Annotated in this window: 24 protein-coding genes; 13 read left to right on the top strand and 11 right to left on the bottom strand. The window is 67.4% G+C overall.

The window, feature by feature from the left end:
- Nucleotides 1–150: 150 nt before the first annotated feature.
- The 6 genes from AC5P5V_RS06110 to AC5P5V_RS06085 are packed head-to-tail and all read left to right on the top strand — an operon-like array spanning nucleotide 151 to nucleotide 4,235.
- A complete protein-coding gene (locus AC5P5V_RS06110; RefSeq protein ID WP_014039019.1) occupies nucleotides 151–939 on the top strand; it encodes an ABC transporter ATP-binding protein in 789 nt (262 codons plus the stop codon).
- On the top strand, nucleotides 939–1,688 hold the full coding sequence (locus tag AC5P5V_RS06105) for an MlaE family lipid ABC transporter permease subunit (protein ID WP_005414955.1): 750 nt from the start codon (nucleotides 939–941) through the stop codon (nucleotides 1,686–1,688). The genes AC5P5V_RS06110 and AC5P5V_RS06105 overlap by 1 nt, the downstream gene beginning before the upstream one ends.
- A 59-nt stretch (nucleotides 1,689–1,747) precedes the next feature.
- Nucleotides 1,748–2,272: an outer membrane lipid asymmetry maintenance protein MlaD gene (gene mlaD, locus AC5P5V_RS06100; protein ID WP_005411706.1), complete on the top strand. Its 525-nt coding sequence runs from the start codon at nucleotides 1,748–1,750 to the stop codon at nucleotides 2,270–2,272.
- Nucleotides 2,269–2,931: an MlaC/ttg2D family ABC transporter substrate-binding protein gene (locus AC5P5V_RS06095; protein WP_061480753.1), complete on the top strand. Its 663-nt coding sequence runs from the start codon at nucleotides 2,269–2,271 to the stop codon at nucleotides 2,929–2,931. The genes mlaD and AC5P5V_RS06095 overlap by 4 nt, the downstream gene beginning before the upstream one ends.
- A complete protein-coding gene (locus AC5P5V_RS06090; RefSeq protein WP_049417176.1) occupies nucleotides 2,921–3,232 on the top strand; it encodes an STAS domain-containing protein in 312 nt (103 codons plus the stop codon). Before AC5P5V_RS06095 ends, AC5P5V_RS06090 begins: the two co-directional genes overlap by 11 nt.
- A 1-nt stretch (nucleotide 3,233) precedes the next feature.
- Complete coding sequence (locus tag AC5P5V_RS06085; RefSeq protein ID WP_154351674.1) at nucleotides 3,234–4,235, top strand: MlaA family lipoprotein; 1,002 nt, start codon at nucleotides 3,234–3,236, stop codon at nucleotides 4,233–4,235.
- Nucleotides 4,236–4,320: 85 nt separating this feature from the next.
- Here AC5P5V_RS06085 and AC5P5V_RS06080 read toward each other — a convergent pair whose 3' ends face one another.
- The 3 genes from AC5P5V_RS06080 to AC5P5V_RS06070 form a co-directional block, all read right to left on the bottom strand.
- A complete protein-coding gene (locus tag AC5P5V_RS06080; protein WP_061480417.1) occupies nucleotides 4,321–4,866 on the bottom strand; it encodes a glutathione peroxidase in 546 nt (181 codons plus the stop codon).
- 124 nt (nucleotides 4,867–4,990) lie between these two features.
- The gene (locus tag AC5P5V_RS06075; protein ID WP_061480418.1) at nucleotides 4,991–5,386 is read right to left on the bottom strand and encodes a hypothetical protein; all 396 of its coding nucleotides are present in this window, start codon (nucleotides 5,384–5,386) and stop codon (nucleotides 4,991–4,993) included.
- Between the two features lie 71 nt (nucleotides 5,387–5,457).
- Nucleotides 5,458–7,014, bottom strand: a complete 1,557-nt coding sequence (locus tag AC5P5V_RS06070; protein WP_134968182.1) for a DNA recombination protein RmuC — start codon at nucleotides 7,012–7,014, stop codon at nucleotides 5,458–5,460.
- A gap of 45 nt (nucleotides 7,015–7,059) precedes the next feature.
- On the opposite strand from AC5P5V_RS06070, the gene AC5P5V_RS06065 reads away from it, so the two are divergent.
- The gene (locus AC5P5V_RS06065) at nucleotides 7,060–7,665 is read left to right on the top strand and encodes a glutathione S-transferase family protein (RefSeq protein WP_134968181.1); all 606 of its coding nucleotides are present in this window, start codon (nucleotides 7,060–7,062) and stop codon (nucleotides 7,663–7,665) included.
- A gap of 161 nt (nucleotides 7,666–7,826) precedes the next feature.
- Here AC5P5V_RS06065 and AC5P5V_RS06060 read toward each other — a convergent pair whose 3' ends face one another.
- A complete protein-coding gene (locus tag AC5P5V_RS06060) occupies nucleotides 7,827–8,834 on the bottom strand; it encodes a zinc-binding alcohol dehydrogenase family protein (RefSeq protein WP_134968180.1) in 1,008 nt (335 codons plus the stop codon).
- Nucleotides 8,835–8,925: 91 nt separating this feature from the next.
- On the opposite strand from AC5P5V_RS06060, the gene AC5P5V_RS06055 reads away from it, so the two are divergent.
- The 4 genes from AC5P5V_RS06055 to AC5P5V_RS06040 all read left to right on the top strand — a co-directional run bounded on the left by AC5P5V_RS06055 (nucleotide 8,926) and on the right by AC5P5V_RS06040 (nucleotide 12,543).
- Nucleotides 8,926–9,897 (top strand): LysR family transcriptional regulator, encoded by a 972-nt coding sequence (locus tag AC5P5V_RS06055; RefSeq protein ID WP_134968179.1) that lies wholly within the window; start codon nucleotides 8,926–8,928, stop codon nucleotides 9,895–9,897.
- A gap of 14 nt (nucleotides 9,898–9,911) precedes the next feature.
- Nucleotides 9,912–10,541 carry a leucine efflux protein LeuE gene (gene leuE / locus AC5P5V_RS06050; protein WP_049417162.1) on the top strand — a complete coding sequence of 210 codons (630 nt, stop codon included), beginning with the start codon at nucleotides 9,912–9,914 and terminating at the stop codon, nucleotides 10,539–10,541.
- Nucleotides 10,538–10,957 carry a hypothetical protein gene (locus AC5P5V_RS06045; protein WP_134968178.1) on the top strand — a complete coding sequence of 140 codons (420 nt, stop codon included), beginning with the start codon at nucleotides 10,538–10,540 and terminating at the stop codon, nucleotides 10,955–10,957. Before leuE ends, AC5P5V_RS06045 begins: the two co-directional genes overlap by 4 nt.
- 158 nt (nucleotides 10,958–11,115) lie before the next feature.
- Complete coding sequence (locus tag AC5P5V_RS06040) at nucleotides 11,116–12,543, top strand: amino acid permease (protein WP_134968177.1); 1,428 nt, start codon at nucleotides 11,116–11,118, stop codon at nucleotides 12,541–12,543.
- A gap of 93 nt (nucleotides 12,544–12,636) precedes the next feature.
- Here the strand turns inward: AC5P5V_RS06040 and AC5P5V_RS06035 are convergent, their stop codons facing one another.
- The 4 genes from AC5P5V_RS06035 to AC5P5V_RS06020 form a co-directional block, all read right to left on the bottom strand.
- A complete protein-coding gene (locus AC5P5V_RS06035; protein WP_134968176.1) occupies nucleotides 12,637–13,878 on the bottom strand; it encodes a dipeptidase in 1,242 nt (413 codons plus the stop codon).
- Nucleotides 13,879–13,982: 104 nt separating this feature from the next.
- Nucleotides 13,983–14,285 carry an antibiotic biosynthesis monooxygenase gene (locus AC5P5V_RS06030; RefSeq protein WP_061480425.1) on the bottom strand — a complete coding sequence of 101 codons (303 nt, stop codon included), beginning with the start codon at nucleotides 14,283–14,285 and terminating at the stop codon, nucleotides 13,983–13,985.
- Between the two features lie 59 nt (nucleotides 14,286–14,344).
- The gene (locus tag AC5P5V_RS06025) at nucleotides 14,345–15,025 is read right to left on the bottom strand and encodes a helix-turn-helix transcriptional regulator (RefSeq protein WP_061480426.1); all 681 of its coding nucleotides are present in this window, start codon (nucleotides 15,023–15,025) and stop codon (nucleotides 14,345–14,347) included.
- Between the two features lie 96 nt (nucleotides 15,026–15,121).
- The gene (locus AC5P5V_RS06020; protein WP_049417152.1) at nucleotides 15,122–16,291 is read right to left on the bottom strand and encodes a class I SAM-dependent rRNA methyltransferase; all 1,170 of its coding nucleotides are present in this window, start codon (nucleotides 16,289–16,291) and stop codon (nucleotides 15,122–15,124) included.
- 349 nt (nucleotides 16,292–16,640) lie between these two features.
- Between AC5P5V_RS06020 and AC5P5V_RS06015 the strand changes: the two genes are divergently transcribed.
- Nucleotides 16,641–17,603, top strand: a complete 963-nt coding sequence (locus AC5P5V_RS06015; RefSeq protein WP_134968175.1) for a TerC family protein — start codon at nucleotides 16,641–16,643, stop codon at nucleotides 17,601–17,603.
- Between the two features lie 106 nt (nucleotides 17,604–17,709).
- Entirely contained in the window at nucleotides 17,710–18,480 is a 771-nt protein-coding gene (locus AC5P5V_RS06010; protein ID WP_134955687.1) for a rhomboid family intramembrane serine protease, read from the top strand.
- 93 nt (nucleotides 18,481–18,573) lie between these two features.
- On the opposite strand, the gene AC5P5V_RS06005 is transcribed toward AC5P5V_RS06010, so the two are convergent.
- The 3 genes from AC5P5V_RS06005 to AC5P5V_RS05995 form a co-directional block, all read right to left on the bottom strand.
- Complete coding sequence (locus AC5P5V_RS06005) at nucleotides 18,574–19,680, bottom strand: glycerophosphodiester phosphodiesterase (RefSeq protein WP_111201476.1); 1,107 nt, start codon at nucleotides 19,678–19,680, stop codon at nucleotides 18,574–18,576.
- 137 nt (nucleotides 19,681–19,817) lie between these two features.
- On the bottom strand, nucleotides 19,818–21,167 hold the full coding sequence (mnmE, locus tag AC5P5V_RS06000) for a tRNA uridine-5-carboxymethylaminomethyl(34) synthesis GTPase MnmE (protein ID WP_231352418.1): 1,350 nt from the start codon (nucleotides 21,165–21,167) through the stop codon (nucleotides 19,818–19,820).
- A 3-nt stretch (nucleotides 21,168–21,170) separates the two neighbouring features.
- Nucleotides 21,171–23,840: a polysaccharide deacetylase family protein gene (locus tag AC5P5V_RS05995; RefSeq protein WP_231352419.1), complete on the bottom strand. Its 2,670-nt coding sequence runs from the start codon at nucleotides 23,838–23,840 to the stop codon at nucleotides 21,171–21,173.
- Nucleotides 23,841–23,951: the final 111 nt, after the last annotated feature.

The raw sequence follows: 23,951 nt of genomic DNA, 5'->3' as shown, positions 1-23,951 counted from the left end.
CCCATCGCCGGTACGGATTGTTCCGCGCTGCCAGCCGATTGTCCCGGCCTGGCAAGGGTCATGCCGTGCCACAATACTGGACCGTCCAGTCTGCTTATGTTCAGCCGATGGGCCCGATCCTTCGATGTCTAAAAAACGTTAATGGTGCCCATGTCGGCTTCCACCTCCAGTCTGGTGCAGTTATCCAACGTCCGCATCGACCGGAGCGGGCGCACGATCCTGCGCGACGTGTCGCTGCAGGTGCCCAAGGGCAGCATCACGGCCGTGCTGGGCCCGTCCGGCAGTGGCAAGTCCACCCTGCTGGCGGCACTGACCGGCGAACTGCGTCCGGTCGCCGGCGAGGTCACCCTGTTCGGCAAGCCGATCCCGCATGACAGCGGCGCGCTGCTGGAAATGCGCAAGAGCGTGGGTGTTCTGCTGCAGGGCAACGGCCTGCTGACCGATCTGACCGTCGCCGAAAACGTCGCGCTGCCGCTGCGCACGCATACCCGCCTGCCGACCGCCGTGCTGCGCCGCCTGGTGGAAATGAAGCTGCATGCCGTGGGTCTGCTGGCCGCTGCCGATGCCTGGCCGCGCGAACTGTCCGGCGGCATGGCGCGCCGCGTCGCGCTGGCCCGCGCGCTGGCACTGGATCCGCCACTGATGATCTACGACGAGCCGCTGACCGGGCTGGACCCGATCGCCTCCGGCGTGATCATGAGCCTGATCCAGCGCCTCAACCACAGCCTGGGCCTGACCAGCATCATCGTCAGTCACCACGTGCACGAGACCCTGCCGATCTGCGACCAGGTGATCGCCATCGCCAATGGCGGCATCGTGTTCCAGGGCACGCCCGAGGCGCTGCAGTCCAGCCAGGACCCGCTGCTGCGGCAGTTCCTGCACGGCCAGCCCGATGGCCCCATTCCGTTCGATGCCGCGCCGCGCGCGAGGGTCGCCTGATGCCGTTCGTCCAAGCCACCCGCTCGCTGGGTCGCGCCGGCCTGTTCTCGCTGACCGTGCTGCGTGGTTCGCTGCCGACCCGTGATTTCCTGGCCGAGCTGACCCGCGAGATCTACAAGATCGGCGCACGCTCGCTGCCGATCATCGCCGTCGGTGGTGCCTTCGTCGGCCTGGTGCTGACCCTGCAGGGCTACCGCACGCTGACCACCTTCGGTGCGGCCGACGCGCTGTCGACCCTGCTCGGCCTGTCGCTGTACCGGGAACTGGCGCCGGTGCTGACCGCGCTGCTGTTCATCGGCCGCGCCGGCAGCTCGATCGCCGCCGAACTGGGCCTGATGCGCGCCACCGACCAGATCAAGGCACTGGAGCTGATGGCGATCGACCCGGTGGCCAAAGCCGTCGCACCGCGCTTCTGGGCGGCGGTGCTGACCGTGCCACTGCTGACCGGCATCTTCTGCTCGCTGGCGATCAGCGCCAGCTACTTCGAAGCGGTGCATGTGCTGGGCCTGGACAATGGCGTGTTCTGGTCGGCACTGCGCAACAGCGTCGATTTCTGGGATGACTTCGGCGTGGCGATGCTGAAGTCGGCGATCTTCGGCGGCACCGCAGCGCTGGTCGCCGCCTATGTTGGTTTCCACGCCGAGCCGACCATCGAGGGCACCTCGGTGGCGACCACCCGTGCGGTGGTCAATGCCTCGCTGCTGGTGCTGATGTTCAACTTCGTGCTGTCGGCAATGTTGTTCACCTAACCCCTCCACCGGCGGTGCGCAGGCGCGCGCGGCCACCACGACTCGATCAGGTAATCCACATGGCCATCCGCGGTCCCAGACTCGAATTCTCTGTTGGCGCATTCCTGCTGCTGGCCCTGGCCTCGCTGATGGTGCTGGCCGTGGCCTCGACCAACCAGCGCTGGAGCTGGGGCAGCCAGGGCTACGAGCTGAAGGCGCGCTTCTCCCAGGTCGGCCAGCTGCGCAAGCAGGCGCCGGTGAAGATCGGCGGCGTCACCGTCGGCCAGGTCGCCTCGATCGACCTGGATCCGGTGAAGTTCGAATCCATCGTGACCCTGCGCATGGACAGCAAGGTCAAGGACCTGCCGGCGGACACCTCGGCGGGCATCTTCACCAGTGGTTTGCTCGGCGAGAGCTATATCGGTCTGCAGCCGGGCGGTGACCCGGACGTGCTGAAGGCCGGTGACGAGATCGTCTTCACCCAGCCGGCGGTGGACCTGATCCAGCTGGTCGGCAAGTACATGTTCAGTGGCGGCGCCGGTGGCGGCGCTGCTCAGAAGCCCAACGATGGCGCGCAGGCGCCTGCAACGGAACCGCAACCATGAAAATGAAACTGATCCCCGCCCTGCTCGCCTCGGCGCTGCTGATGGCCACCCCGTTCCTTGCCCAGGCCCAGGCCGCCGCCCCCGCCGCTGCCGCAGCGCAGGGCCAGGCCGGCAAGGTGGTGATCGATGCCAGCACGCGCATTCTCACCACGCTGCAGCAGCGCCGCAGCGAGTTCAGCAGCAACCCGGCCAGCCTGCGCAGCTACATCGACAGCGAACTGAACCGCACCTTTGACCGCGACTATGCGGCACGCCTGGTGCTGGGCCCGCACGCCCGCGGCGCCTCCGACGCCGACATCAAGCTGTTCGCCGATGCGATGGCCGACAGCCTGATGCAGCGCTACGGTTCGACCCTGCTCAACATCCAGGGCAAGCCGAGCTTCCGCCTGAAGGGTGAAAGCCCGCTGCCGGGCAACCGTGGCGTGCGCGTCAGCACCGAACTGGTGCGCGCCGGCAACGAACCGACCCCGGTCGAGTACTGGATGCGCAACGTGAACGGCCAGTGGAAGATCTTCGACGTCAACATCGAAGGCATTTCCTACGTGCAGACCTTCCGCAACCAGTTCGATACGCCCTTGCGCCAGAAGGGCATCAAGCAGGTGGCCAGCGAGCTGCACAGCGGCAGCATGCAGGCCGGGCCGGCGGGCAATGGCAAGTAACGCACTGGCGCTGCTGGAAGGCGACACCCTGCGCCTGCGCGGGGTGCTCGACCGTGCCGCGGTGATTGCACTGTGGCCGCAACTGCAGGCCCTGCCAGCCAAGCTGGCGCGGCTGGAGCTGGGCGAGGTCGAGCGCGTGGACAGCGCCGGCCTGGCCCTGCTGGCCGAACTGGCCTCCCGGGCACGCAAGGCGGGCCATGCGCTGGCCATTTCCGGCGCGCCGGCCGGCTTCAACGAGCTGAGCGCGGCCTACCGGCTGTCGCCCGACCTGGACTTCAACGCTACTTCTGCTGCGAGCTGACATGAACGTCGTACGCACTTTCCCCCTGATCCTCCTGGCCATCGCCCTGACCGCCTGTGCCGGCAAGCCCGCGCGCAGCGACGCACCGGTCGCCAGCACCGTGGTCGCGGCCGGCGCTCCCGCCGAAGCGGCGCCCGCCGACACCGGCGTGACCGAGGTGGCCCCGGTGGACAGCCCGCCGATCGCCACCGCTGCGGCGCCGACCCCGCCCGCAACCAGTGCCGATGCCGATGCGGCCAAGACCGCCGCGGCCACTGCACCGGGCGGTGATGATGATTTCGATGCCCTGTACGGTGGTGCCAGCAACACCGGCAGTGCGGCCGCCTATGACCCGTGGGAACCGTTCAACCGCAAGGTGCACAAGTTCAACAACGCGGTCGACCGTGGCATCGCCCGCCCGCTGGCCACGGCCTACACCCACGTGGTGCCGCGCTTCGCGCGTACCGGCGTCAGCAACTTCTTCAGCAACCTGCGCGCACCGGTGACCATCACCAACCAGCTGCTGCAGGGCCGCGGTGCCGATGCGTGGGACAGCCTCGGCCGCTTCCTGATGAACAGCACGCTGGGCATCGGTGGCCTGTTCGATCCGGCCAGCAAGGCGATGGTGCCGCGTCGCAATGAAGATTTTGGCCAGACCCTGGGTGCCTGGGGCTGGCGTCGTTCGCGCTACGTGGAACTGCCGTTCTTCGGCCCGCGTACCGTGCGCGATGTGTTCGGCCTGGCCGGTGACATCCCGTTGTCGCCGATCCGCCGCATCGAGGAAGACAAGGTCCGCATCGGCCTGCAGGGCCTGCAGCTGGTCGACACCCGCGCACAGCTGCTGGCGATCGATGATCTGCGCGACACCGCCGTGGACGAGTACTCGCTGGTGCGCGATGCGTGGATGCAGCGCCGCAACTACCAGATCGAGAACGACCTGCGCAGCAAGCGCGACCGCGGCCATGACGATGCCAATTCGCCGATCCCCGTGGATGCGATGCCGATGCCGAACTGGAGCAACTGATCGCTGCAACCCGTGCATGAAAAAACCCCGCCTCGGCGGGGTTTTTCTTTTCCGGCAGGTGCCAACCCGGATTGGCACGCTTTGCTCAGGCCACCAGCGCGGCCTCGATGGCGTCGCGCAGGCGCACGTCATCGGCCGCCACGTCCGGGGCAAAGCGTGCAATCACCTTGCCATCACGGCCGACCAGGAACTTCTCGAAGTTCCACAGCACCGCCGGTGCCGGATGGATCGGGATCTCCTTGCTGGCCAGGCGCTCGCGCAGCGGGCCTTCGCCGATCGACTGCGGCTGCGCGGCGGTCAGCTGCTGGTACAGCGGGTGGGTGTCCTCGCCAGCCACGCTGATCTTGGAGAACATCGGGAAACTGACATCGTAGGTGAGCTGGCAGAACTGCTGGATCTCGGCCTCGCTGCCCGGCTCCTGGCCAAGGAAGTTGTTGGCGGGGAAGCCCAGCACTTCCAGGCCCTGCGCATGCTTTTCCGCATACAGCGCCTGCAGGCCTTCGTACTGCGGGGTCAGGCCGCACTTGGAGGCGACGTTGACCAGCAGCAGCACCTTGCCCTGGTAGTCGGCAAGCGAGGACGGCTGGCCGTCGATGGTGGTGAGGGGAATGTCCTGGATCGGGGTGCTCACGCGGGGCTCCGGCTACGGCGGGAATGGCCCACCAGCATAGCGCCGCGCGCGCAGTTGTAGAGCCGAGCCTACGCTCGGCTGCTGTGGCATCAGCCGAGCGTGGGCTCGGCTCTACAGGCAGGATTCAATCCACGCAGATCATGCCCTGCGCCTTGCCGTCCTCGATACGCTGGCGGCAACCGAAGTTCTGGCTGGCATCACGCTGGCAGGTACCGGACGCCGCATCGCCGGCCAGTGCCTCGCCTGCGGCCAGGCACTGGCCCGTGCAGTCGCTTTTGCGGCTGCAGGCCTTGCCGGCGTCGGCATAGGGAATCACGCATTGCTCGCGCTGCAGCCGGCCGAGCCGCTGCAGGGTGCCACCGGCGGCCTGGCAGTCGACGTCGCGTGCTTCGCGGTAGGCCTCGACCGCTTCGGGGGTGCTGGAGGCGGCCTGCGTGGTCGTGCCCACGGTCGTTGGCGCGCTGCCGCAGGCGGCGAGCAGCGCGGTCAGGACAAGGCTGGTGAAGCGGGGCAGGCGCATGGCGGTACCTGGTCGAAGCGGACAGGCCGCCAGCATACCCATCGGCGATGCAGGCGGCGTGTCAGCGTGGCTCAGGCCTCATCGCCCTCGCCGTCACTGCCTTCCTCCTCGGCCACCGCATCACCCTCGGCCAGGTCGCCGAGCAGCGACTGCGCCTGTTCGGACGCCAGCGACTCCACGCCACGCAGGCGGCGTTCGATGGTGCGGGTCTTGCGGCTGGCCTCGCCGATGCTGCGGCCAACGGTAGTGATCTGCTTCTCGGCCTTTTCCAGGATGCCGGCGAACTTCCCGAACTCGCTCTTGACCGCACCCAGCAGGCTCCACACTTCGCTGGATCGCTTTTCAATGGCCAGCGTGCGAAAGCCCATCTGCAGGCTGTTGAGCAACGCAGTGACCGTGGTCGGTCCGGCCACCACCACACGGTGCTCGCGCTGCAGCAGGTCAACCAGGCCCGGGCGCCGGATCACCTCGGCATACAGGCCTTCGGTGGGCAGGAACATCACCGCGAAGTCCGTAGTGTGCGGTGGCACGATGTACTTGTCGCAGATCGACTTGGCCTGCACGCGCACCGCGCGCTCCAGCTGGATGCCCTGCAGGCGCACGCCTTCGGCATCGCCCTGTTCCTGTGCGTCCAGCAGGCGCTCGTAGTCCTCGCGCGGGAACTTGGAGTCGATCGGCAGCCACACCGGCGTGTCGTCGCTGCTGCGGCCCGGCAGGCGCACCGCGATATCGACCATCTCGCCACTCTCCGGGCGCACCTTCACCGCACGCGCATACTGCTCCTGGGTGAGCGTCTGCTCGAGGATGTTCTCCAGTTGCACTTCACCCCAGCTGCCGCGGTTCTTGACGTTGGTCAGCACGCGCTTGAGGTCGCCGACGCCGGTGGCCAGCTGCTGCATCTCGCCGAGGCCACGCTGCACCTGTTCCAGGCGCTCGGAGACGAGCTTGAAGGAATTGCCCAGCCGCGTTTCCAGCGTCGACTGCAGCTTCTCGTCCACGGTGTGGCGCATCTGCTCCAGCTTCTGCGCGTTGTCGTTCTGCAGCGCGCGCAGCTGTTCCTCCAGCGTGGCGCGCATCTCGGCGATGCGCTGCTCGTTGCGCTGTGTCAGTTCCTGCAGGCGCAGGCCCAGACTGTCGGTCAGGCGCTGCTGCGACAGCGCGCCCTCCTCGCGGCCCTTGCGTGCATCGTCCACCAGGGTCTGGCGCAGCGCCCCGAGCTGGGTATCGGTGCGCGCAGTGAGCTCCTGCAGCTGCTGGCCAAACGCATGGATGCGTGCCTCCTGCTGCTGGCCGAAGGTCTCCAGCTGGCCGCGCAGTTCCTGCAGCCGCTGCCCCATCAATGCTGCGCCGCGCTGCTGGCTGTCGGCCACTTCGGCGCGCGCTTTGCGGGCATCTTCGCCCAGCGCTTCGCGCAGCAGGTCCAGGCGCTGATCGGTGCGGGTGGACAGATCGGTCAGCGCGCGGGCGAAGCCATCGAGCTGTTCGCGCAGTTCGCTGCGCCCGGCGCGCGCCTCCTCGCGCACGGCCTGTTCCAGGCGGTCATGCGGCGGGCGGCGCAGCAGGGCGACCAGCTGCAGGATGAGCACGGCCAATAGAAGGCCGGCAATGAGCAGGTATTCGGTTTGCATGGGGCAAGTGTAGGCTGGCCGAGTCTCAGCTGCTGCGTCAGGACCATGCTCGCTCTGTACGGAAAGCCGACCTCCATCAACGTGCGCAAGGTGCTGTGGCTGTGCGCCGGCCTCGACCTGCCACTCCAGCACGAGCCAGAACCACCGGCGGACCTGCTGGCCACGTTGAATCCGAACCGGCAGGTGCCGGTCCTGCGCGATGGCGGCTTCGTGCTGTGGGAATCGAACAGCATCTGCCGCTACCTGGCCGCACGTGCTGGCCGTGATGACCTGCTGCCCGGTACGGCGCAGGGCCGCGCCCAGGTCGAGCAGTGGATGGACTGGCAGGCCAGCGACCTCAACAACGCCTGGCGGCACGTGTTCATGGCGCGCGTGCGCCAGCATCCGGACTACCCGGACGATGCCCGCGCCGAGGCCAGCCTGGCGCAGTGGAACCGGCTGATGGCTGTGCTTGATGCACAGCTGGCCGCCACCAACGGCTACGTGGCGGGCAACGCCTTCACCCTGGCCGACATCGTGCTCGGGCTGTCGGCCCAGCGCTGGCGCAGCACACCCGGCAACAAGCCCGTGCTGCCACACCTCTCGGCGTGGTTCGAACGGCTGCGCGAGCAACCGGGCTTCACCGCCCACGTCGACAACGGCGTGGCCTGAGGGGAGGTGCCGGCCGCTGTTAGCAGGTGTCGACCTGGGTCGACACGGTGGATCCATGCCATTCGTGGATGAATCTCTGTAGAGCCGAGCCCATGCTCGGCTGAGCGGCGTGCGCTGACGGCAGCCGAGCGTGGGCTCGGCTCTACAGGAAAAACCGGGTGTTACCAGCCTTCCAGCACGATCTTGCCCTTGGCGCGCTGGCTTTCCAGCAGCGCGTGGGCACGCCGCAGGTTGGCCGCGTCGATGCGCCCGAAGTGCTCGCCCAGGGTGGTGTGCAGCACGCCCGTATCGATCAGCTCGGCCACACGGTTCAACAGGTCGTGCTGGCGCTGCATGTCGGCGGTGCGGTACAGCGGCCGGGTGAACATCGACTCCCAGTGCAGTGACAGTGCCTTGCGCTTGAGCGCCATCACGTCCATCTGGCCCGGGTCATCGATCAGCCCCAGTTGGCCCTGCGGTGCCAGCAGTTCGACGATCTGCGCGTAGTACTGGTCGGAGTGGGTCAGGCTGGCGACATGCTGCACCTCGCTGATGCCGAGCCGCGCCAGTCCCTCGGCCAGCGGCAGGCTGTGGTCGATCACGTGGTGTGCCCCCATTGCGTACGCCCAGTCCTGGGTATCCGGGCGCGAGGCGGTGCCGATCACGGTCAGCCTGGTCAGCTTCCGTGCCAGCTGCACCAGGATCGAACCAACACCACCGGCAGCACCGATCACCAGCAGGGTCTGGCCTTCGCCACCACCCTCCGGGATGCGCAGGCGGTCGAACAGCAGCTCCCAGGCGGTGATTGCAGTCAGTGGCAACGCTGCGGCGGCGGCATCGTCGAGACTGGCCGGCTTGCGCCCGACGCTGCGCTCGTCCACCAGCTGGTACTGCGCATTGCTGCCCGGGCGGTCGATGACGCCGGCATAGTAGACCGCGTCGCCGGGCTGGAACAGGGTCACCTCGCTGCCCACCGCATCAACAATGCCGACCGCATCCCAGCCCAGCACGCGCGGGCCGTCGGTGGCCACGCCACGGCGGACCTTGGTGTCGACCGGGTTCACCGCCACCGCGCGTACCGCCACCCGCAGGTCACGCGGGCCGGGCTGCGGCAGTTCCAGTTCAATGTCGATCAGGGCCTGGGCGTCATCGATCGGCAGGCCGGCTTGGGTGTAGGCAATGGCGCGCATGGCAGCGGTCCAGTGGGGAAGGAGGCGACAGGTTGCGCCGCACGCGGTCCCTCGGAAAGGCGCAGAATCGGGCAGCACTTTCACTCTGGCGATGAAGATGATCCGCTTCGACGATCTGCAGCTGTTCGTCCGTACTGCCGCACTGGGCAGCTTCTCGCAGGCGGCCCGCGAAGCCGACCTGCTGCCGGGGCAGGTTGCTGCGGCGGTGGCGCGGCTGGAACGCGAGCTGGACCTGCGCCTGTTCGTGCGCACCACGCGCAGCCTGCGCCTGACCGGCGAGGGGGCGCTGTACCTGCCGTATGCGCAGGAGGTGCTGGCCACCCTGCGCGAGGGCCAGGCGCGCGTGCAGGGCGAAGACACCGAACTGCACGGCACCCTGCAGCTGTCGGCGCCGTCGGACTTCGGTCGAAATCTGCTGCTGCCCTGGCTGAGCGCCTTTCGCGCCGCGCACCCCCGGCTGCGCCTGCACCTGCGCCTGTCCGACGAAGTGGCCGACGTGTTCCGCGACCCGGTCGACGTGGCCATCCGCATCGGCCACTTCGACGACGCCAACTACGTGGCCCTGCCCCTGCTGGAAGGCAATCGGCGCGTACTCGCGGCGTCACCCGGCTATCTGCAGCGGCGCGGCACGCCCACGCGCCTGGAGGATCTGCGCGAGCATGATTGCCTGGTCTACCAGCTCAGTGGCCGCGCCTATGATCGCTGGTCGTTCGAGGTCGACGGGCGCCGCAGCGTGATTCCGGTGCGCGGCCCGCTGGTCTGCGATGACGCCGATGTGGTGCGGCGCTGGGCGGTGGCCGGCGAAGGCATCACCTACAAATCCTGGCTGGACCTGCGCGAGGATGTGCTCGCAGGACGCCTGCAGCTGCTGCTCGACGGCATCGGCAGCCACATACCGTTGCAGCTGGTCTGCCCGCACCGCAAACAGTTCTCGCCGGCGGTGCGGCAGCTGCACGCGCAGCTGCGCCAGCACCTGCAACCTCTGCTGTCTGGCATGCCCGAGGGTCCTGCCGGCCCCCTGTCGCCAGTCCCGGCGCTGGCCGACAATGGCGGCCCCCCGTAAGAGAGAACGCCGCCATGCCGTGGATGGGCATCCAGGACCTGTGGACGTTTCTGGTCGCCGTGCTGGTGTTTCTCGCCCTGCCCGGCCCCGGTACCTTCACCCTGCTGACCGCCACCGGCCGTGGTGGCGTGCGCGGCGGTTACACCGCACTGGCCGGCCTGCTGGTCGGCGACCAGATCCTGATGTGGCTCGCGCTGGCCGGCGTGGCCGCGCTGCTCAAGGCCAACCCGCTGGTGTTCCACGCCGTGCAGTACCTGGGTGCGGCCTACCTGGTGTGGGTCGGCATCGGCCTGCTGCGCACACCGAAACACGAGGGCGGTGATGCCGGCCCGATCCGCATGCAGCCGGGCCGCTACTTCCAGCAGGCGATCCTGGTCAGCCTGCTCAACCCGAAGGCAATCCTGTTCTACATGGCCTTCCTGCCGTTGTTCATCGATCCCAAGGCACATCAGGGCATCGCCACCTTCGCGGCGCTGGCCGGCATCATCCTGGTGGTCAGCATCGCCTACTGCTCGATGCTGATCGGCGTGGGCAACCTGGCCCGTCGCCGGCTGATCCAGCACCCGCGGATCAGCGACGCGCTGCGCCGCGTGGCCGGCCTGTTCCTGGTGGGGTTCGGCATCCGGTTGGGGCTGAACGGATGAACGGGCGGCTGCCGCTGCTCGGCCTGGCCCTGCTGTTCGCCGGCACCGCCTCTGGCGCCACCGTACAGGACCATCGCTGCCTGACCGGCGGTCGCAACGGCAGCATCCACCTGGAATGGCGCTGGCTGGAGGACGGGCAGTCCGACGTGCGCTACGCCGGACATCGCGAACGCCTGCGGTTGCGCCGGGTTTCGCTGGAAACCACGGTGCTGGCCGAGGATCGCCCCTACCAGTTCGACAGAGTCTGGGAAGAGCGCATCGACGGACGGGTCAACGGCCGCTACCGGCTGAGCACCCAGGGCGCGCTGGTGCTGGACCTGAGCTACGAACGCGCCCGCGACGGCCGCACCACCGCCTTCCACGATGACCCCGAGGCCTGGCAGGAAGACGGCTGCCACTGGCCCAGCACTCCCTGAGGCGGCACCGGGCCGACGGCCCTTTATGCCGATTCCGGCAGCCTGGCCGGGGCGCAGCGCGCGCCCCGCCATGCATGACCCCCGTCAGTGGTAATGCTGCGCTGCGTTCGGTCACACTCGGGAACTTGTCGTTCTTAGTCACCCCTTCCGAGGCCTGCATGTCCCTGTTCCGGCGCAAGTCCCTAGATTCCGTCACCGTCCACGAAGCCGGCAGGCGTCTGATCCCGACGCTCAGCTGGCCGCACCTGATCGCGCTGGGCATCGGTGCCATCGTCGGTACCGGCATCTATACGCTGATCGGCGTGGGTGCCAATCTGGCCGGCCCGGCCGTGCTGATCTCCTTCGCCATCGCCGGTGCGGTCTGCGCCTGTGCGGCGCTGTCCTACGCCGAGCTGTCGACGATGATGCCGGCCGCCGGCAGTGCCTACACCTACAGCTACAGCGCGCTGGGCGAGGTGTTTGCCTGGGTGGTGGGCTGGAGCCTGATCCTGGAGTACTCGCTGGTGGTGAGTACGGTGGCGGTGGGCTGGTCCGGCTACTTCGTCGGCTTCCTCGAATGGGTCCATACCCAGTTCGGCTGGAACGTGCACCTGCCGGCCTGGCTGGCGGCCGGCCCGCATGTGGAAGGCGGCATGATCAATCTGCCGGCGATCATCATCACCTGGCTGGTGGCCGGCATGCTGATGGCCGGCACCAAGGAGAGCGCGACGCTCAACGCCATCCTGGTGGTGTTCAAGCTGATCGCGCTGGCCATCTTCGTGGCCGTGGCCCTGCCCGCCTTCGACAGCGCCAACCTGCAGCCGTTCATGCCGTACGGCTTTGCCAAGTCGATGGGCCCCGATGGCGTCGAGCACGGCGTGATGGCGGCGGCAGCGATCATCTTCTTCGCCTTCTACGGCTTCGATGCGATCTCCACCGCCGCCGAGGAGACCAAGAACCCGGGCCGCGACCTGTCGATCGGCATCATCGGTTCGATGATCGGCTGCACCATCGTCTACGTGCTGGTGGCGCTGGCTGCGGTGGGTGCGATGAGCTACGCGGTGTTCGGCCACAGCGCCGAGCCGCTGGCGCTGATCATGCGCCAGCTGGGCCATCCGACCGCAGCGATGGTGATCGGCGTGATCGCGATCATCGCGCTGCCGACCGTGCTGCTGGCCTTCCTGTACGGCCAGAGCCGCATCTTCTTCGTGATGAGCCGCGATGGCCTGCTGCCGCGTGGCCTGTCCAAGGTCAACGCACGCACCGGCACGCCAGTGGCGACCACGCTGTTCACCGCGGTGGTGGTGTCGGCGCTGGCCGGCGTGGCGCGCCTGGACGAGATCGCGGCGCTGGCCAATGCCGGCACCCTGGCCGCGTTCACTGCAGTGGGTGTCTGCCTGGTGGTGCTGCGCCTGCGCGAGCCGAACCGCGAGCGCACCTTCCGCACGCCGGTGGCTTTCGTGGTCGGCCCGCTGGCCGCACTGGGCTGCGTCTACCTGTTCATCAGCCTGCCGCACACCACTCAGCTGTACTTCCTGCTGTGGAACGTGGCCGGCCTGGTGTTGTACTTCCTGTACAGCCGCCGCCACGCACTGATCGCGAAGTAGACGGATCACCGGTAGTACCGGCCGCTGGCCGGCAACCCGCATCCTGTTGACAGGGGCAATGCCAGCCAGCGGCCGGCACTACCGCAGGGCGTTTCAACCGCCCTGCTTTGCGGCGTAATCCTGCACCTGGCGCATCACCCGCAGCAGGTTGCCGCCCCAGATGCCGGCAATCTGCTTCTCGGTATAGCCCTTGCGCAGCAGCCACGCGGTGATCTTCGGCAGCTGGCTGACATCGGGCAGGTCACTCAGGCCACCGCCGCCATCCCAGTCCAGGCCAATGCCCACGTGCTCGGGCCCGACCACCTTGAGGATGTGCTCGAAGTGGGCGAAGAAATCGTCCAGGCTGGCATGGCGCACTGGATGCTCGTGGTCCAGCGCCTGCTCGGCCTTCAGCAGGGCAACGCCCTGTTCGATGCCCATGCCTTCCCAGCCACCCAGCTGTTTGCTCAGCGCTTCCTCGGCCTGCTTGCGCTCGGGCGTCTTTGCGGTGTCGATCAGGTAACCGCCATAGGCATTCACCTGGATCACGCCGCCGGCCTTGGCCAGCTTGCGCAGGCGCGCGTCGTCGAGATTGCGTGGGTGGTCGTAGACCGCCTTGGCCGAGCTGTGCGACAGCACGAACGGTACCGGCATCATTGCCAGCAGATCGTCGAACACCGCATCCGATGCATGTGACTGGTCGATCACGATGCCCAGCTTCACCGCCTGCCGCACCAGCTCCTTGCCGGCCGGGCTCAGGCCCTTCCACTCGGCCCCCTTGGGATCGGTGGCCGAATCGGCGAACTCGTTGTTGGCGAAGTGCACGGTGCTGAGCAGGCGCAGGCCGGCGCGGTGGTAGAACGAAAGCAGGCTGGGGTCGGCCACCAGCGGGCTGGCATTTTCCATGCTGATGTAGACCACGCGCTTGCCGGCGGCCTTGATCCGCGCGGCATCATCGGCGGTCAGCGCCAGTGCGAAGCGCTCGGGATTGGCCGCCAGCATCTCGCGGATCTGCATCAACCGCTGCAACCCGTGGTCGCGTTCGGCCAGATGCGCTGCGGCGCTGCGGTCGCCCTGATCGGTGTAGATCGCCCAGAAGCCGCCATCCAGCGCGCCTTCGACCATGCGTGGATAATCCACCTGCGAAAGGGCGTTGCGGTCGTGGCGCTGCTCGATGTCAAAACCGGCTCGGCCGAAATTGGCCGGTGTATCGAGGTGGCTGTCGAGCGTGACCAGGCGCTGCTGCAGCGCCTTGGCACGGGCCAGCTCCTGCGCGCTGAACTCGATGGCGTGGGCCGACAGCGGCGCGCACAGCGCCAGGGCGAGCACGACGGACAGGTGGCGCAACGAAGGCATGGGCTCTCACCGGCAATGGGAAGAGCCCGACCATAGCGCTGCGCCGGGCCTTTTTGTAGGGCCGGGCATGAGCCCGGCACTGACAGACGGGTGCCAGGCGTCGATCAACCCGGCAGGAAGTGCTGCATCAGCTGCAGCTCATCGATGGCGGCCATGTACGGTGCAAAGCGCGCATCACCACCGGCGAACGCCTGTGCCGCCGCCTGCGCGCTGGCCAGGTCCTGCCAGTGCGCGATGTCGACGAAGCGGTCGTCGCCGTCCATCGGCGAGAACGGCTGGTAGTCGATCAGACCGGGAAACTGCGCGATGGCCGCGCGCAGCCGCTCACGCAGCATCGGCATGTCGGCACGGGCGTGCGGTTTGACGGTGAACACGGCCAGTTCGAGGACGGAAGAAGCAGGGTGCATGGAGATGCCCTTTGTGGGAGGAGCGCGCAGTCTGCGCAGCCCCTGCTGCCAGCGGGGTGTCAGTGGCCGCGCAGCGCCCAGGCCCGCTGTTGGTGGCGCAGATAGGCTTCCAGACCGACCTGCGCCGGCAGGTCCAGCCCCTCTGCTTCAGCGAGGGCTTCGATCTGGTCCAGGCGGAAATCGCGGTAGTCCTGGCGCAGCGCGCACCAGCTGCCCAGTGTCCAGTGCTGGCCCCAGTGGAACAGGCCAAGCGGGTGCACGGTCCGCTCGCTCGATGCGCCCTGCAACGTGCGATATCGTAGCTGCACACTGCGGCCGTCGGCGATAGCCGTATGCAGTGGCTGCCAGCACGGCAGCGAAACGGGTATGGCACGCAGCGCGCGGGCAGTGCGTGGGCTGGTCGCACGCGTGGGCATGGCCGCCTGCAGTTTGTGCAGCAGCGAACGCGCCGCAGGTTGCAGGTCGCCCGCGCCACTGCAGGCCAGCATCTCCACGGCCAGCTGCAGTGCCTCGGCTTCTGCCGCATCCAGGCTCAGGGGCGGCAGTTCGAAACCGGGATCAAGGCGATAGCCGATACCGGCCTCGCCATAGAGCGGGATGCCGGCCACGGACAGATCATCGACGTAGCGGTAGATGCTGCGCACCGACAGGCCCAGTTCCGCCGCCAGCACGGCGGCGGTCACCGGCTGGCGCACGCGGATCAGGTTGACCAGCTGGAACAGGCGGTCGGCTTTGCGCATGGTCGGTCTTGGTTGTGTAGAGCCGAGCCCATGCTCGGCTGCCAGGCCGATCAGCCGAGCGTGGGCTCGGCTCTACAGAGATCGGCGGTCCCGCGGTCAATCCACCACGCGGCAGAACACGGCCTTGAGGTAACGCGATTCCTGCACGTGGGCCATGAACGGATGGTCCGGACCAGCGCCGGCCACCTTCAGGATCTGGATCGTGCGGCCGGAGAAGTACGCCGCCCGGCGCAGCATGTCGAGGAACTGGTCCTCGGCCACCAGGCCGGTGCAGGAGAAGGTGGCGAACAGGCCGCCCGGCTTGACCACGCCCAGCGCCAGCTTGTTCATGTCCAGGTACTTCTTCAGCGCGGTGATGACCTGGTCGCGGTCGCGGGTCATCTTCGCCGGGTCCAGGATCACCACGTCGTACTGCTCACCGCGGTTGGCGGCGTCGCGCAGCCACGGGAAGATATCGGACTGGATGAACTTCGGGCGCACGTTGTTCAGGCGCGAATTGCCCTTGGCGATCTGGATCACGTCCTCGTCGATGTCGATCCCGATCACTTCCGAAGCACCACGCGCCGCCGCGTATACGGCAAAACCGCCGGTGTTGCAGCACAGGTCGAGCACACTCTTGCCTTCCACCTGCTGGCTCAGCCATTCGCGGTTCTCGCGCTGGTCGGCGAAGAAGCCGGTCTTGTGCGCACCGGCCGGGTCGGCGCGGAACTTGATGCCGTACTCGGTGATCACCGACGCTTCGGTGGTGGTGTTGCCGTGGAAATCGAAGCTTTCCTGCTTCTGCACGTGCTCGTCGGCGAAGCTGTGGAAGCGGCAGCCCGGGAACTGTTCGCGCAGGGCGTCGTAGATCCACTCGCGGTGGCGGAACATGCCGGCGGCGAAGAACTCGACCACCACCAGATCGCCGTAGCGGTCGACCACCAGGCCGGACAGGCCATCGCCTTCGCTGTGCACGACACGCCAGGCGTCGGACACCGCATCGAGCTTGAGCACCTCACGGCGCAGCGACACCGCCTGGGCGATCTTGCGCGAGAACCAGCCGGCATCCACCGGCACGTTCTGATCGGTTTCAAGGATGCGCACGGCAATGCGCGAGTGTCCGTTGTAGAACCCGCGGCCAATGAACTCGCCATCGATGCCGACCACGTCGACGATGGAACCGGGCTTGGGCCGGACGGTCGGCTTCTCGACCAGTTTCTGGAAGATCCACGGGTGGCTGGAGCGCCACGCATTCTTGAGGCGGACAATCGGAAGGGGGGTATTCATCCACCCATTGTAAACCGGGCGCCGGGGTCGGATCCCCGCAGGGGCTCTGACCCCAGTGTGGCGACGGCCCAGGGTCGGAGCCCCGTTGGGGATCCGACCCCGGCAAACCGGCATTTGACGGCGGCGGGGCCAGACGGCAGAATCGGCGCCAGAAGGGGAGTAGCTCCCAGACGTTGTCGCCGTCATTTCGAGCCCGCAGGCTCCGGTGCAACGGCAGTTCCAGCCGACTGGAACTGCGAGCGAGACCTTCGCCGTACCGGCGAAGCTCTGTCCCTGGATCCCCTCCCGATCCTCCGTTGCAGATCCTCGCCGTCCGGCCTGGCATTCATCTTTCCAACGGACATTCCCAATGCAGACGATCGGTAACGTGTGGTTGTGGGGCGGCTTCGCAGCGGTGGTGGTCATCGCCCTGCTGGTCGACCTCGTGTTGATGCGCCATGGTGGACCGCACAAGGTCACCTTCAAGGAGGCCCTGTGGTGGTCCATCGGCTGGGTCGCGCTGGCCCTGCTGTTCAACGCCGGCCTCTGGTACTACCTGAATGAGACCGCCGGCCAGGTCGTGGCCAACAAGGTCGGCCTCGAGTTCCTGACCGGCTACCTGGTCGAGAAGGCGCTGGCGGTCGACAACATCTTTGTCTTCCTGATGATCATGAGCTACTTCGCGGTGCCGGAGGAGCAACGCCAGAAGGTGCTGATCATCGGCATTCTGGGTGCGATCGTACTGCGTACGATCATGATCTTCGCCGGCAGCGTGCTGATCAGCCAGTTCCATTGGCTGCTCTACGTGTTCGGTGCCTTCCTGCTGTTCACCGGCTGGAAGATGTGGTTCGCCGCCGGCCAGGAGCCGGACCTGGAGACCAATCCGGCCCTGCGCTGGATGCGCAAGCACCTGCGCCTGCTGCCGGACTACGCCGGCAACGCGCTGAGCGTGAAGCGTGATGGCCTGCGCTGGTTCACCCCGCTGTTCGCGGTGCTGATCCTGATTGCGGTCACCGACGTGATCTTCGCCGTGGACAGCATCCCGGCGATCTTCGCGATCACCACCGACCCGTTCATTGTGCTCACCTCCAACGTGTTCGCGGTGCTGGGCCTGCGCGCGATGTTCTTCCTGCTGGCCGGCATGGCCGACCGCTTCCACCTGCTGCCGTACGGCCTGGCACTGGTGTTGGGCTTCATCGGCATCAAGATGATGATCATCGACCTGTTCAAGATCCCGACCCCGGTCTCGCTGGGCGTGGTGGCGGTGATCATCGCCGCGACCGTGGTGCTGAGCCTGAAGTACCCGCCGAAGGAAGGCGAAGGCCAGGCCTGAGCCTGACCCGTTGAACGGCGCGGCCGGTGGGATTGTCCCGCCGGCCGCCTCCACTCTCCCGTTACGGTGGCCTTGGTTTCGCGCCAGTCACCGCCATTGCTGAGGTATGGACAACAACGCGCCCCTGCCCGCCGGCGACGTGCCGGCCCCCCGCAATGATCGCTCACGCATCCTGCGGGCGTTCAATGTCAGCCTGGCCGCCGTGCTGGTGCTGGTGGCCGTGTTCGCCCTGCAGGGCACGTTCGACTGGCGACCGTGGGCGGTCGCACCGCTGGAAGCCAAGGGCCTGCTCGGCCTGATCGGCGGCCCGATGCTGCATGCCTCGGTCGAGCACATCGCCGCCAACAGCATCGCGATCCTGATCCTCGGCACCCTCGCCGGCAGCGTGTATCCGAAGGCCACCGTACGCGCGCTGCCCCTGCTGTGGCTGGGTTCGGGCCTCGGCGCGTGGATGCTGGGCAATCCCGGCAGCGTGCACCTGGGCGCCAGTGGCGTGACCCACGGCCTGATGTTCCTGCTGGCCAGCCTCGGCCTGCTGCGCCGCGACCGTGCGGCGATCGCCACCGGTCTGATCGGCATGCTGTTCTACGGCGGCATGCTGATGACCATCCTGCCGCACGCCGATGGTGTGTCCTGGCAGTCGCACATGGGCGGCGCCTTCGCCGGCATCATCGCCGCGCTGCTGTTCCGCAACGCCGACCCACTGCCACCGCGCCAGCGCTACAGCTGGGAAGACGAAGAAGACGAGGCTGAGCCGCTGTCCGACGACGAACTGGAGCCGCCGTCACCGCAGCGCGTGCCGGTACTGTGGCAGCCGCGCGAGGGCCAGGACTACGTGGTGATCCCGTTCCGCCGCCCGGACGAACCGCGCGGATGAGGTGAGGGTAGTGCCGGCCGCTGGCCGGCAATCTCATGAACCTTCGTTGGCAGTCCTTGCGTTGCCGGCCAGCGGCCGGCACTACCAGGAGAATCAGTTCCCCGCCGCGCCCATCCCATCCACCGCCTGCCGGCCGAGCGCCGGGTCATCGGTGAAGAACGCATCGATGCCCGTCGCCAGGTAAGCCCGCATCTCGGCAATCGATCCCTCGGCATTGCGCGCGCTGTCGGCACCCTTGCGCAGGTTGCTGGGCTGGAAGTGGTTTTCCGGGCGGAAGGTATACGGAATCACCATCAGGCCAGCGGCGTGCGCATCACGTACCAGCGAGGTCGGCGTGCCCAGCGCCCCCTTGGCATCCAGTGGAATGATCGAACGCAGCTCGGGGCCGATACCATCGGCGTAGCCGGCAATGTCCTTCAGGCCGGCCGGGGTCATCATCTGCGCATAGGTCAGCGCGCCGCCGGCCTTGACGATGTCGGCCGGCTGGGTATCGCCCTTCCACAGCAGCTGCAGCAGCCGGATGTTGCTGCCCTGGCCGATCCTGCCGCGCAGGTAGCGCAGGTTGGCGGTCTCGAACGACTGGATGGTGACCGGCCCGACATTGGTGTACGCGTTGCCACGCAGCGCAGCCAGCAACTTGTCCTCCATCGGCAGGCCGATGGACTGGAAGTAGGTCGGGTGCTTGATCTCCGGCACCAGGCCGATGCCGCGGTTGGCACGCCCGGCCTGCTGCACCAGGAAGGCCAGGATCTCGTCCAGGCTGGCAATGCGGAACTGGCCATCGTAGGCGGTGCTGCGCAGTTCCGGCAGGCGCTCACGTGCGTACAGCGTCTTCAGCTCGGCCAGGGTGAAGTCTTCGGTGAACCAACCATCGACCTTCTGACCGTCGATCACCTTGCTCGTGCGGCGGCTGGCGAACTCCGGATGCGAGGCGACGTCGGTGGTGCCACCGATTTCGTTCTCGTGGCGGGCCACCATCACCCCGTCCCTGGTCATCACCAGGTCCGGTTCGATGTAGTCGGCGCCATCGGCGATCGCCTGCGCATACGAGGCCAAGGTGTGCTCGGGCAGCAGTGCGCTTGCCCCGCGATGGCCGTAGACCGACACCTTGGGTGCGGCCGGGGTGGAGGATTCAGCACTCATGGCCACCGATGGTGCCACGGCCAGCGACAACAGCAACGCACAACCCCACGACTTCACTGCGACTTCCCCAAGCGGTATGTGATGGCCGTCAGTATGCGGCGGCAATGTGACAGGTGGGGGAAGCCTGCACCTGTAGAGCCGAGCCCATGCTCGGCTGACCGGTAGAACAGCCGAGCACGGGCTCGGCTCTACAGTTACTTGCCGATGCAGAAACTGGAGAAGATCCTTCCCAGCAGATCATCGGCACTCATCTGCCCGGTGATCTCGCCCAGTGCGTCATGGGCCAGCCGCAATTCCTCGGCGGCCAGTTCCAGGTGCTCATTCGCCAGCTCGCCATCGGCGCGCTGCGCGTGTTCCTGCGCTCGCTCGATGGCATGCACATGGCGCGTGCGCGCGGAGAACTCACCGTCCACCTGCTCCCCTGCCCCGGCCGAAGCAATCGAGCGCAAACGCGCGTGCAGATTTTCGAGCCCGGCGCCGGTCGCAGCCGAAACGAAGACGCGGCCCGGATCATCCAGCGTCGGCAGCGCCGCCAGCAGGTCCGACTTGTTGTGGATATAGACCTTGTGCGGCACCGCTGCCACGGCCTCACCCAGTGCGGCTTCTCCCGCAGCCGGATCGCGCGCATCCAGCACGATCAGCGCCAGGTCGGTGCGCTCGATTTCCACGTGCGCGCGGCGCATGCCTTCGCGTTCGATGGCGTCGCCGCCGTCGCGCAGGCCAGCAGTGTCGACCAGGGTCAGCTCCAGGCCGTCCAGGCGGATGGTCTCGCGCAGCGTGTCGCGGGTGGTGCCGGCGATGTCGGTGACGATGGCGCGCTCGCTGCCGGCCAGCGCGTTCAGCAATGAACTCTTGCCCGCGTTCGGCGGACCGATCAGCACCGCATGCAGGCCGTCGCGCAGGCGACGGCCGCGTTCGGCGTCGCGGCGCAGCAGGGCCAGATCACTGCGCGCCTGTTCCAGCCCACGCCGCACCTGCGCGCCACCGAGGGTATCCAGCGGTTCGTCGGCGAAGTCGATGGCCGCTTCCACGTGGATGCGCAGCAGCACCAGTTGCTCGACCACGGCGTCGATGCGCCGCGAGAACACACCATCCAGCGAACGTCGCGCGGCGCGCGCGGCGCGATTGTCGCCGGCCGCGATCAGGTCGGCGATGGCTTCGGCCTGGGCCAGGTCGAGCTTGCCGTTGAGGAAAGCGCGTTCGCTGAACTCACCCGGCCGCGCCTGGCGTGCACCGAGCGCGATGCAGCGCGCAACCAGTTGCTGCAGCAGCACGGGGCTGCCATGGCCCTGCAGTTCCACCACTTCTTCGCCGGTGAAGCTGTTCGGTGCCGGGAACCACAGCACGATGCCATCGTCGATGACCTCGCCGTCAGCATCACGCAGGCGCGCGTAGTGCGCGTGGCGCGGACGCAATGCAGGTGCGCCCAGCGCATTGGCAATCGCTGCAGCGCGCGGGCCGGACAGGCGCAGCAGGCCGACACCGCCGGCGCCCGGAGCGCTGGCGATGGCCACGATGGTGTCGGTGCGGATCGCGTCGTTCATGGTTCAGAGTTTCTCCAGCTGCGCGCGTGCCTGCGCGGCACCACTGCCCTGCGGCTGCAGCGCCAGGTAGGTCGTGTAGGCCTGCTTCGCCTTGGCCTTGTCGCCGGCGTTGAAGTAGGCATCGCCCAGGTTGAGATAGGCCACCGCACGCGACGGATCGATCTTCAGCGTGTTCTCCAGCCAGCGTGCGGCTTCGGCGTAGCGCTGCTGACGGTAGTAGACGAAGCCGAGGTTGTTGGCGGCCTGGGCGAAGTCCGGGCGCAGCTTCAGTGCCTCGGTGAACTGCGCAGCCGCCTCGTCGTACTGTTTCTCGCGATACAACTGCAGGCCGCGGTCATTGGCCTGCTGTGCGCGCTGGCGGTCTGAAGCCGGACCGGCGCTGGGCACCACCAGCTTGGCCTTGCCGCCCTGCAGGTCGGCCACGGTCACCGGTGCCTGGCTGCCCTTGGCCTCGCTGGCGGCATCGACCCTGTTGTTCAGCGCGATCGCATCGGCAGTCAGCTGGCGCGTATCGGCGTTGAGGAATTCCTGGCTGTCGGGCACCTGGAACACGAACTCGCCGCCCTGCGAACCCGGCAGGCTGCCGAAGGCCGGGGTCTGGTGCGAAACGGCTGAGACGGCCGGCGCCACGTAGGCGGCCAGCTCGGTACCGGTGATCAGGCCATCGCCGTTGAGATCGCCCTTGCCAGCCAGCGCCTGCAGCAGCACCCAGGTGAACACCGAGTGGCCATTCGGGCCGGCATCGGCCACCTGCTGGTCGGCGCCGCCGGCGGTCAGCATCTGCCGCGCGCTGCGACGCGCGTTCTCGCGCAGGAACGACGACGACGACGGGCCGCCACGGGTCAGGCCCAGGCCGCTGTAGCAGGCATCCATCACGAACATCACATGCTTGGCCTGCATGCTTTCGGCGATGTTCTGGATGTCGGTCATCGCAATCGCGTCGGTGGCGAATTCCTTCGGATCCGAATCGACCGGGATGATGTAGCCGAGATCGCGCCCGGAGGCGAGCTGGCGGGTCGCGCCGTGGCCAGCGAAGAATACGAACACGCGGTCGTTCTTCCCGGTGCGGTCATCGGCCAGGCGGTCGTGGAACGCGGCCAGGATGTTGTTGCGCGTGGCCTGCTCGTTTTTCAGCACGATCACCTGCGAAGACGGGAAGCCGAACTGCCCGGTCAGGGTATCGGCCACCGCCTGCGCATCGTGGCTGGCGTATTCCAGCTTTGGCCACTTGGCGTAGTTGTCGATGCCGACCACGATCGCCCACGACTTCTCGTAGCCGGTGGTGACGGTGGCGGGGCTGGTGTCACCCTTGCGCGCGCGGGCGACGGTGAAGTCGCGGCCATTCCACCCGGCGAACTGGTAGCCATCAGCGATCAGCCGGTCGAGGATCTGCGGCAACGCCTTCACCGCACGGTCGTGGATGTCATGGAACAGGATGATGCCGCGCTGTTCCTTGTTCACCTGGTCGAGCACGCGCTGCACGATCGATTCCGGCACCGGGTCGGCCCAGTCCATCGAATCGATGTTCCACATGATCGACTTCAACCCGGCTTCGTTGAGCAGCTGCAGGCCTTCGGCATTACGCGCGCCATAGGGGAAGCGGAACAGCGGCGCGCGCTTGCTGTCGACATCCTTCAGCAGCGTGTCGGTGTCCAGCACCTGCTGGCGCAGCGCATCGCCGGTGGTACGCGACAGCTGCGCATGGGTCAGGCTGTGGTTGCCCACCGCATAGCCTTCTTCCATCAGGTTGCGGCTGATCTTCGCCATCGGGCCGAGGCTGACCTTGCCATCGGCCTCGACCTTGCCCAGGTTGCGGCCCACCTCGAAGAACACGCCCGGCACGTCGTAGCGCTTGAGGATGGCCACCACTTCATCGGTGTAGGCCTTGTGCGGGCCATCGTCGAAGGTCAGCACCACCGTCTTGGCCGGCAGGTCGCGGCCGAAGATCTCGCGGTCGCTGTCCTTCATCGACATCGGATACGGCTCGATCACCCCGTAGTCGCGCAGGATCGCTTCACGGCTGTAGTCCTTGTGCAGGTGGGCGATGTAGTCGTCCCACTTCTCGCGCTTCAGTTCGATGGCGCGGGTGCGCTCGAAGCGGCTGAAGATGCGGGTCAGTTCCTGGTTGTAGTTGCGCTCGATCTCATCGAGCGCTTCCAGATCCTCACCGATGCGCTGGTGCAGCTTCACCGCCGGCAGCGAGGAATCGGTGCCGGCCCGCTCATGCAGGTCACGCAGCACTTCACGGAAGGCCAGGCGATCGGCGTCGAACAGTTCGGGCGCAGACTCGATGTAGTCCAGCACCGTGCCGAGGGTGGCAAAGCGCTGCGGGCTGGAATCGCGCAGCAGGGTGTCGAACTGCGCGGCGATGGTCGTGCGCTGTTCCAGGCCATCGTGGAACAGCTGCTGGCCCACACGCGTGGAGGTGCCACGGTCGGCGGTCGACTGCTGCTCCTCGTCGGCCAGCAGCACGATGATCCGGCGGTAGCCATCGAGTTGCTTCTGCAGCGCGGCCAGCAACGGCGCGGCGGCCGGATCGGCAGCGGCGGCGGCCTGCGCGCTGGGCTGGGTGACCGTGCTCGCCGGCACCTTCGCGTCCTTGTCGCCACAGCCCGCTACGGCCAGGGTCAACAGCAGCGAGGGCAGGAACAGGCGGAACGACGACGCACGCATGGCGGACTCGAAGATGGGAGGAACGGTGTGCAGGCGATTCTAACGCCGCATGCGAAAAGCCCGCCTTGCGGCGGGCTTCTGCTGGGGTCGGCCGGCCAGTGGCCGGCTCTG

Source organism: Stenotrophomonas sp. YJH_SMC_130, from assembly GCF_059369035.1.
Note: the sequence above shows the minus strand (reverse complement) of the source record. Positions and strands in the feature narration are given on the sequence as shown.

Excerpts from the sequence above, each read along its gene's own strand:
- AC5P5V_RS06110 (WP_014039019.1), top strand. The coding sequence starts at position 151 with ATGTCGGCTTCCACCTCCAGTCTGGTGCAGTTATCCAACGTCCGCATC.
- AC5P5V_RS06105 (WP_005414955.1), top strand. The coding sequence starts at position 939 with ATGCCGTTCGTCCAAGCCACCCGCTCGCTGGGTCGCGCCGGCCTGTTC.
- mlaD (WP_005411706.1), top strand. The coding sequence starts at position 1,748 with ATGGCCATCCGCGGTCCCAGACTCGAATTCTCTGTTGGCGCATTCCTG.
- AC5P5V_RS06095 (WP_061480753.1), top strand. The coding sequence starts at position 2,269 with ATGAAAATGAAACTGATCCCCGCCCTGCTCGCCTCGGCGCTGCTGATG.
- AC5P5V_RS06090 (WP_049417176.1), top strand. The coding sequence starts at position 2,921 with ATGGCAAGTAACGCACTGGCGCTGCTGGAAGGCGACACCCTGCGCCTG.
- AC5P5V_RS06085 (WP_154351674.1), top strand. The coding sequence starts at position 3,234 with ATGAACGTCGTACGCACTTTCCCCCTGATCCTCCTGGCCATCGCCCTG.
- AC5P5V_RS06075 (WP_061480418.1), bottom strand. The coding sequence starts at position 5,386 with ATGCGCCTGCCCCGCTTCACCAGCCTTGTCCTGACCGCGCTGCTCGCC.
- AC5P5V_RS06070 (WP_134968182.1), bottom strand. The coding sequence starts at position 7,014 with ATGCAAACCGAATACCTGCTCATTGCCGGCCTTCTATTGGCCGTGCTC.
- AC5P5V_RS06065 (WP_134968181.1), top strand. The coding sequence starts at position 7,060 with ATGCTCGCTCTGTACGGAAAGCCGACCTCCATCAACGTGCGCAAGGTG.
- AC5P5V_RS06060 (WP_134968180.1), bottom strand. The coding sequence starts at position 8,834 with ATGCGCGCCATTGCCTACACCCAAGCCGGCCTGCCGATCGATGACGCC.
- AC5P5V_RS06055 (WP_134968179.1), top strand. The coding sequence starts at position 8,926 with ATGAAGATGATCCGCTTCGACGATCTGCAGCTGTTCGTCCGTACTGCC.
- leuE (WP_049417162.1), top strand. The coding sequence starts at position 9,912 with ATGCCGTGGATGGGCATCCAGGACCTGTGGACGTTTCTGGTCGCCGTG.
- AC5P5V_RS06045 (WP_134968178.1), top strand. The coding sequence starts at position 10,538 with ATGAACGGGCGGCTGCCGCTGCTCGGCCTGGCCCTGCTGTTCGCCGGC.
- AC5P5V_RS06040 (WP_134968177.1), top strand. The coding sequence starts at position 11,116 with ATGTCCCTGTTCCGGCGCAAGTCCCTAGATTCCGTCACCGTCCACGAA.
- AC5P5V_RS06035 (WP_134968176.1), bottom strand. The coding sequence starts at position 13,878 with ATGCCTTCGTTGCGCCACCTGTCCGTCGTGCTCGCCCTGGCGCTGTGC.
- AC5P5V_RS06030 (WP_061480425.1), bottom strand. The coding sequence starts at position 14,285 with ATGCACCCTGCTTCTTCCGTCCTCGAACTGGCCGTGTTCACCGTCAAA.
- AC5P5V_RS06025 (WP_061480426.1), bottom strand. The coding sequence starts at position 15,025 with ATGCGCAAAGCCGACCGCCTGTTCCAGCTGGTCAACCTGATCCGCGTG.
- AC5P5V_RS06020 (WP_049417152.1), bottom strand. The coding sequence starts at position 16,291 with ATGAATACCCCCCTTCCGATTGTCCGCCTCAAGAATGCGTGGCGCTCC.
- AC5P5V_RS06015 (WP_134968175.1), top strand. The coding sequence starts at position 16,641 with ATGCAGACGATCGGTAACGTGTGGTTGTGGGGCGGCTTCGCAGCGGTG.
- AC5P5V_RS06010 (WP_134955687.1), top strand. The coding sequence starts at position 17,710 with ATGGACAACAACGCGCCCCTGCCCGCCGGCGACGTGCCGGCCCCCCGC.
- mnmE (WP_231352418.1), bottom strand. The coding sequence starts at position 21,167 with ATGAACGACGCGATCCGCACCGACACCATCGTGGCCATCGCCAGCGCT.
- AC5P5V_RS05995 (WP_231352419.1), bottom strand. The coding sequence starts at position 23,840 with ATGCGTGCGTCGTCGTTCCGCCTGTTCCTGCCCTCGCTGCTGTTGACC.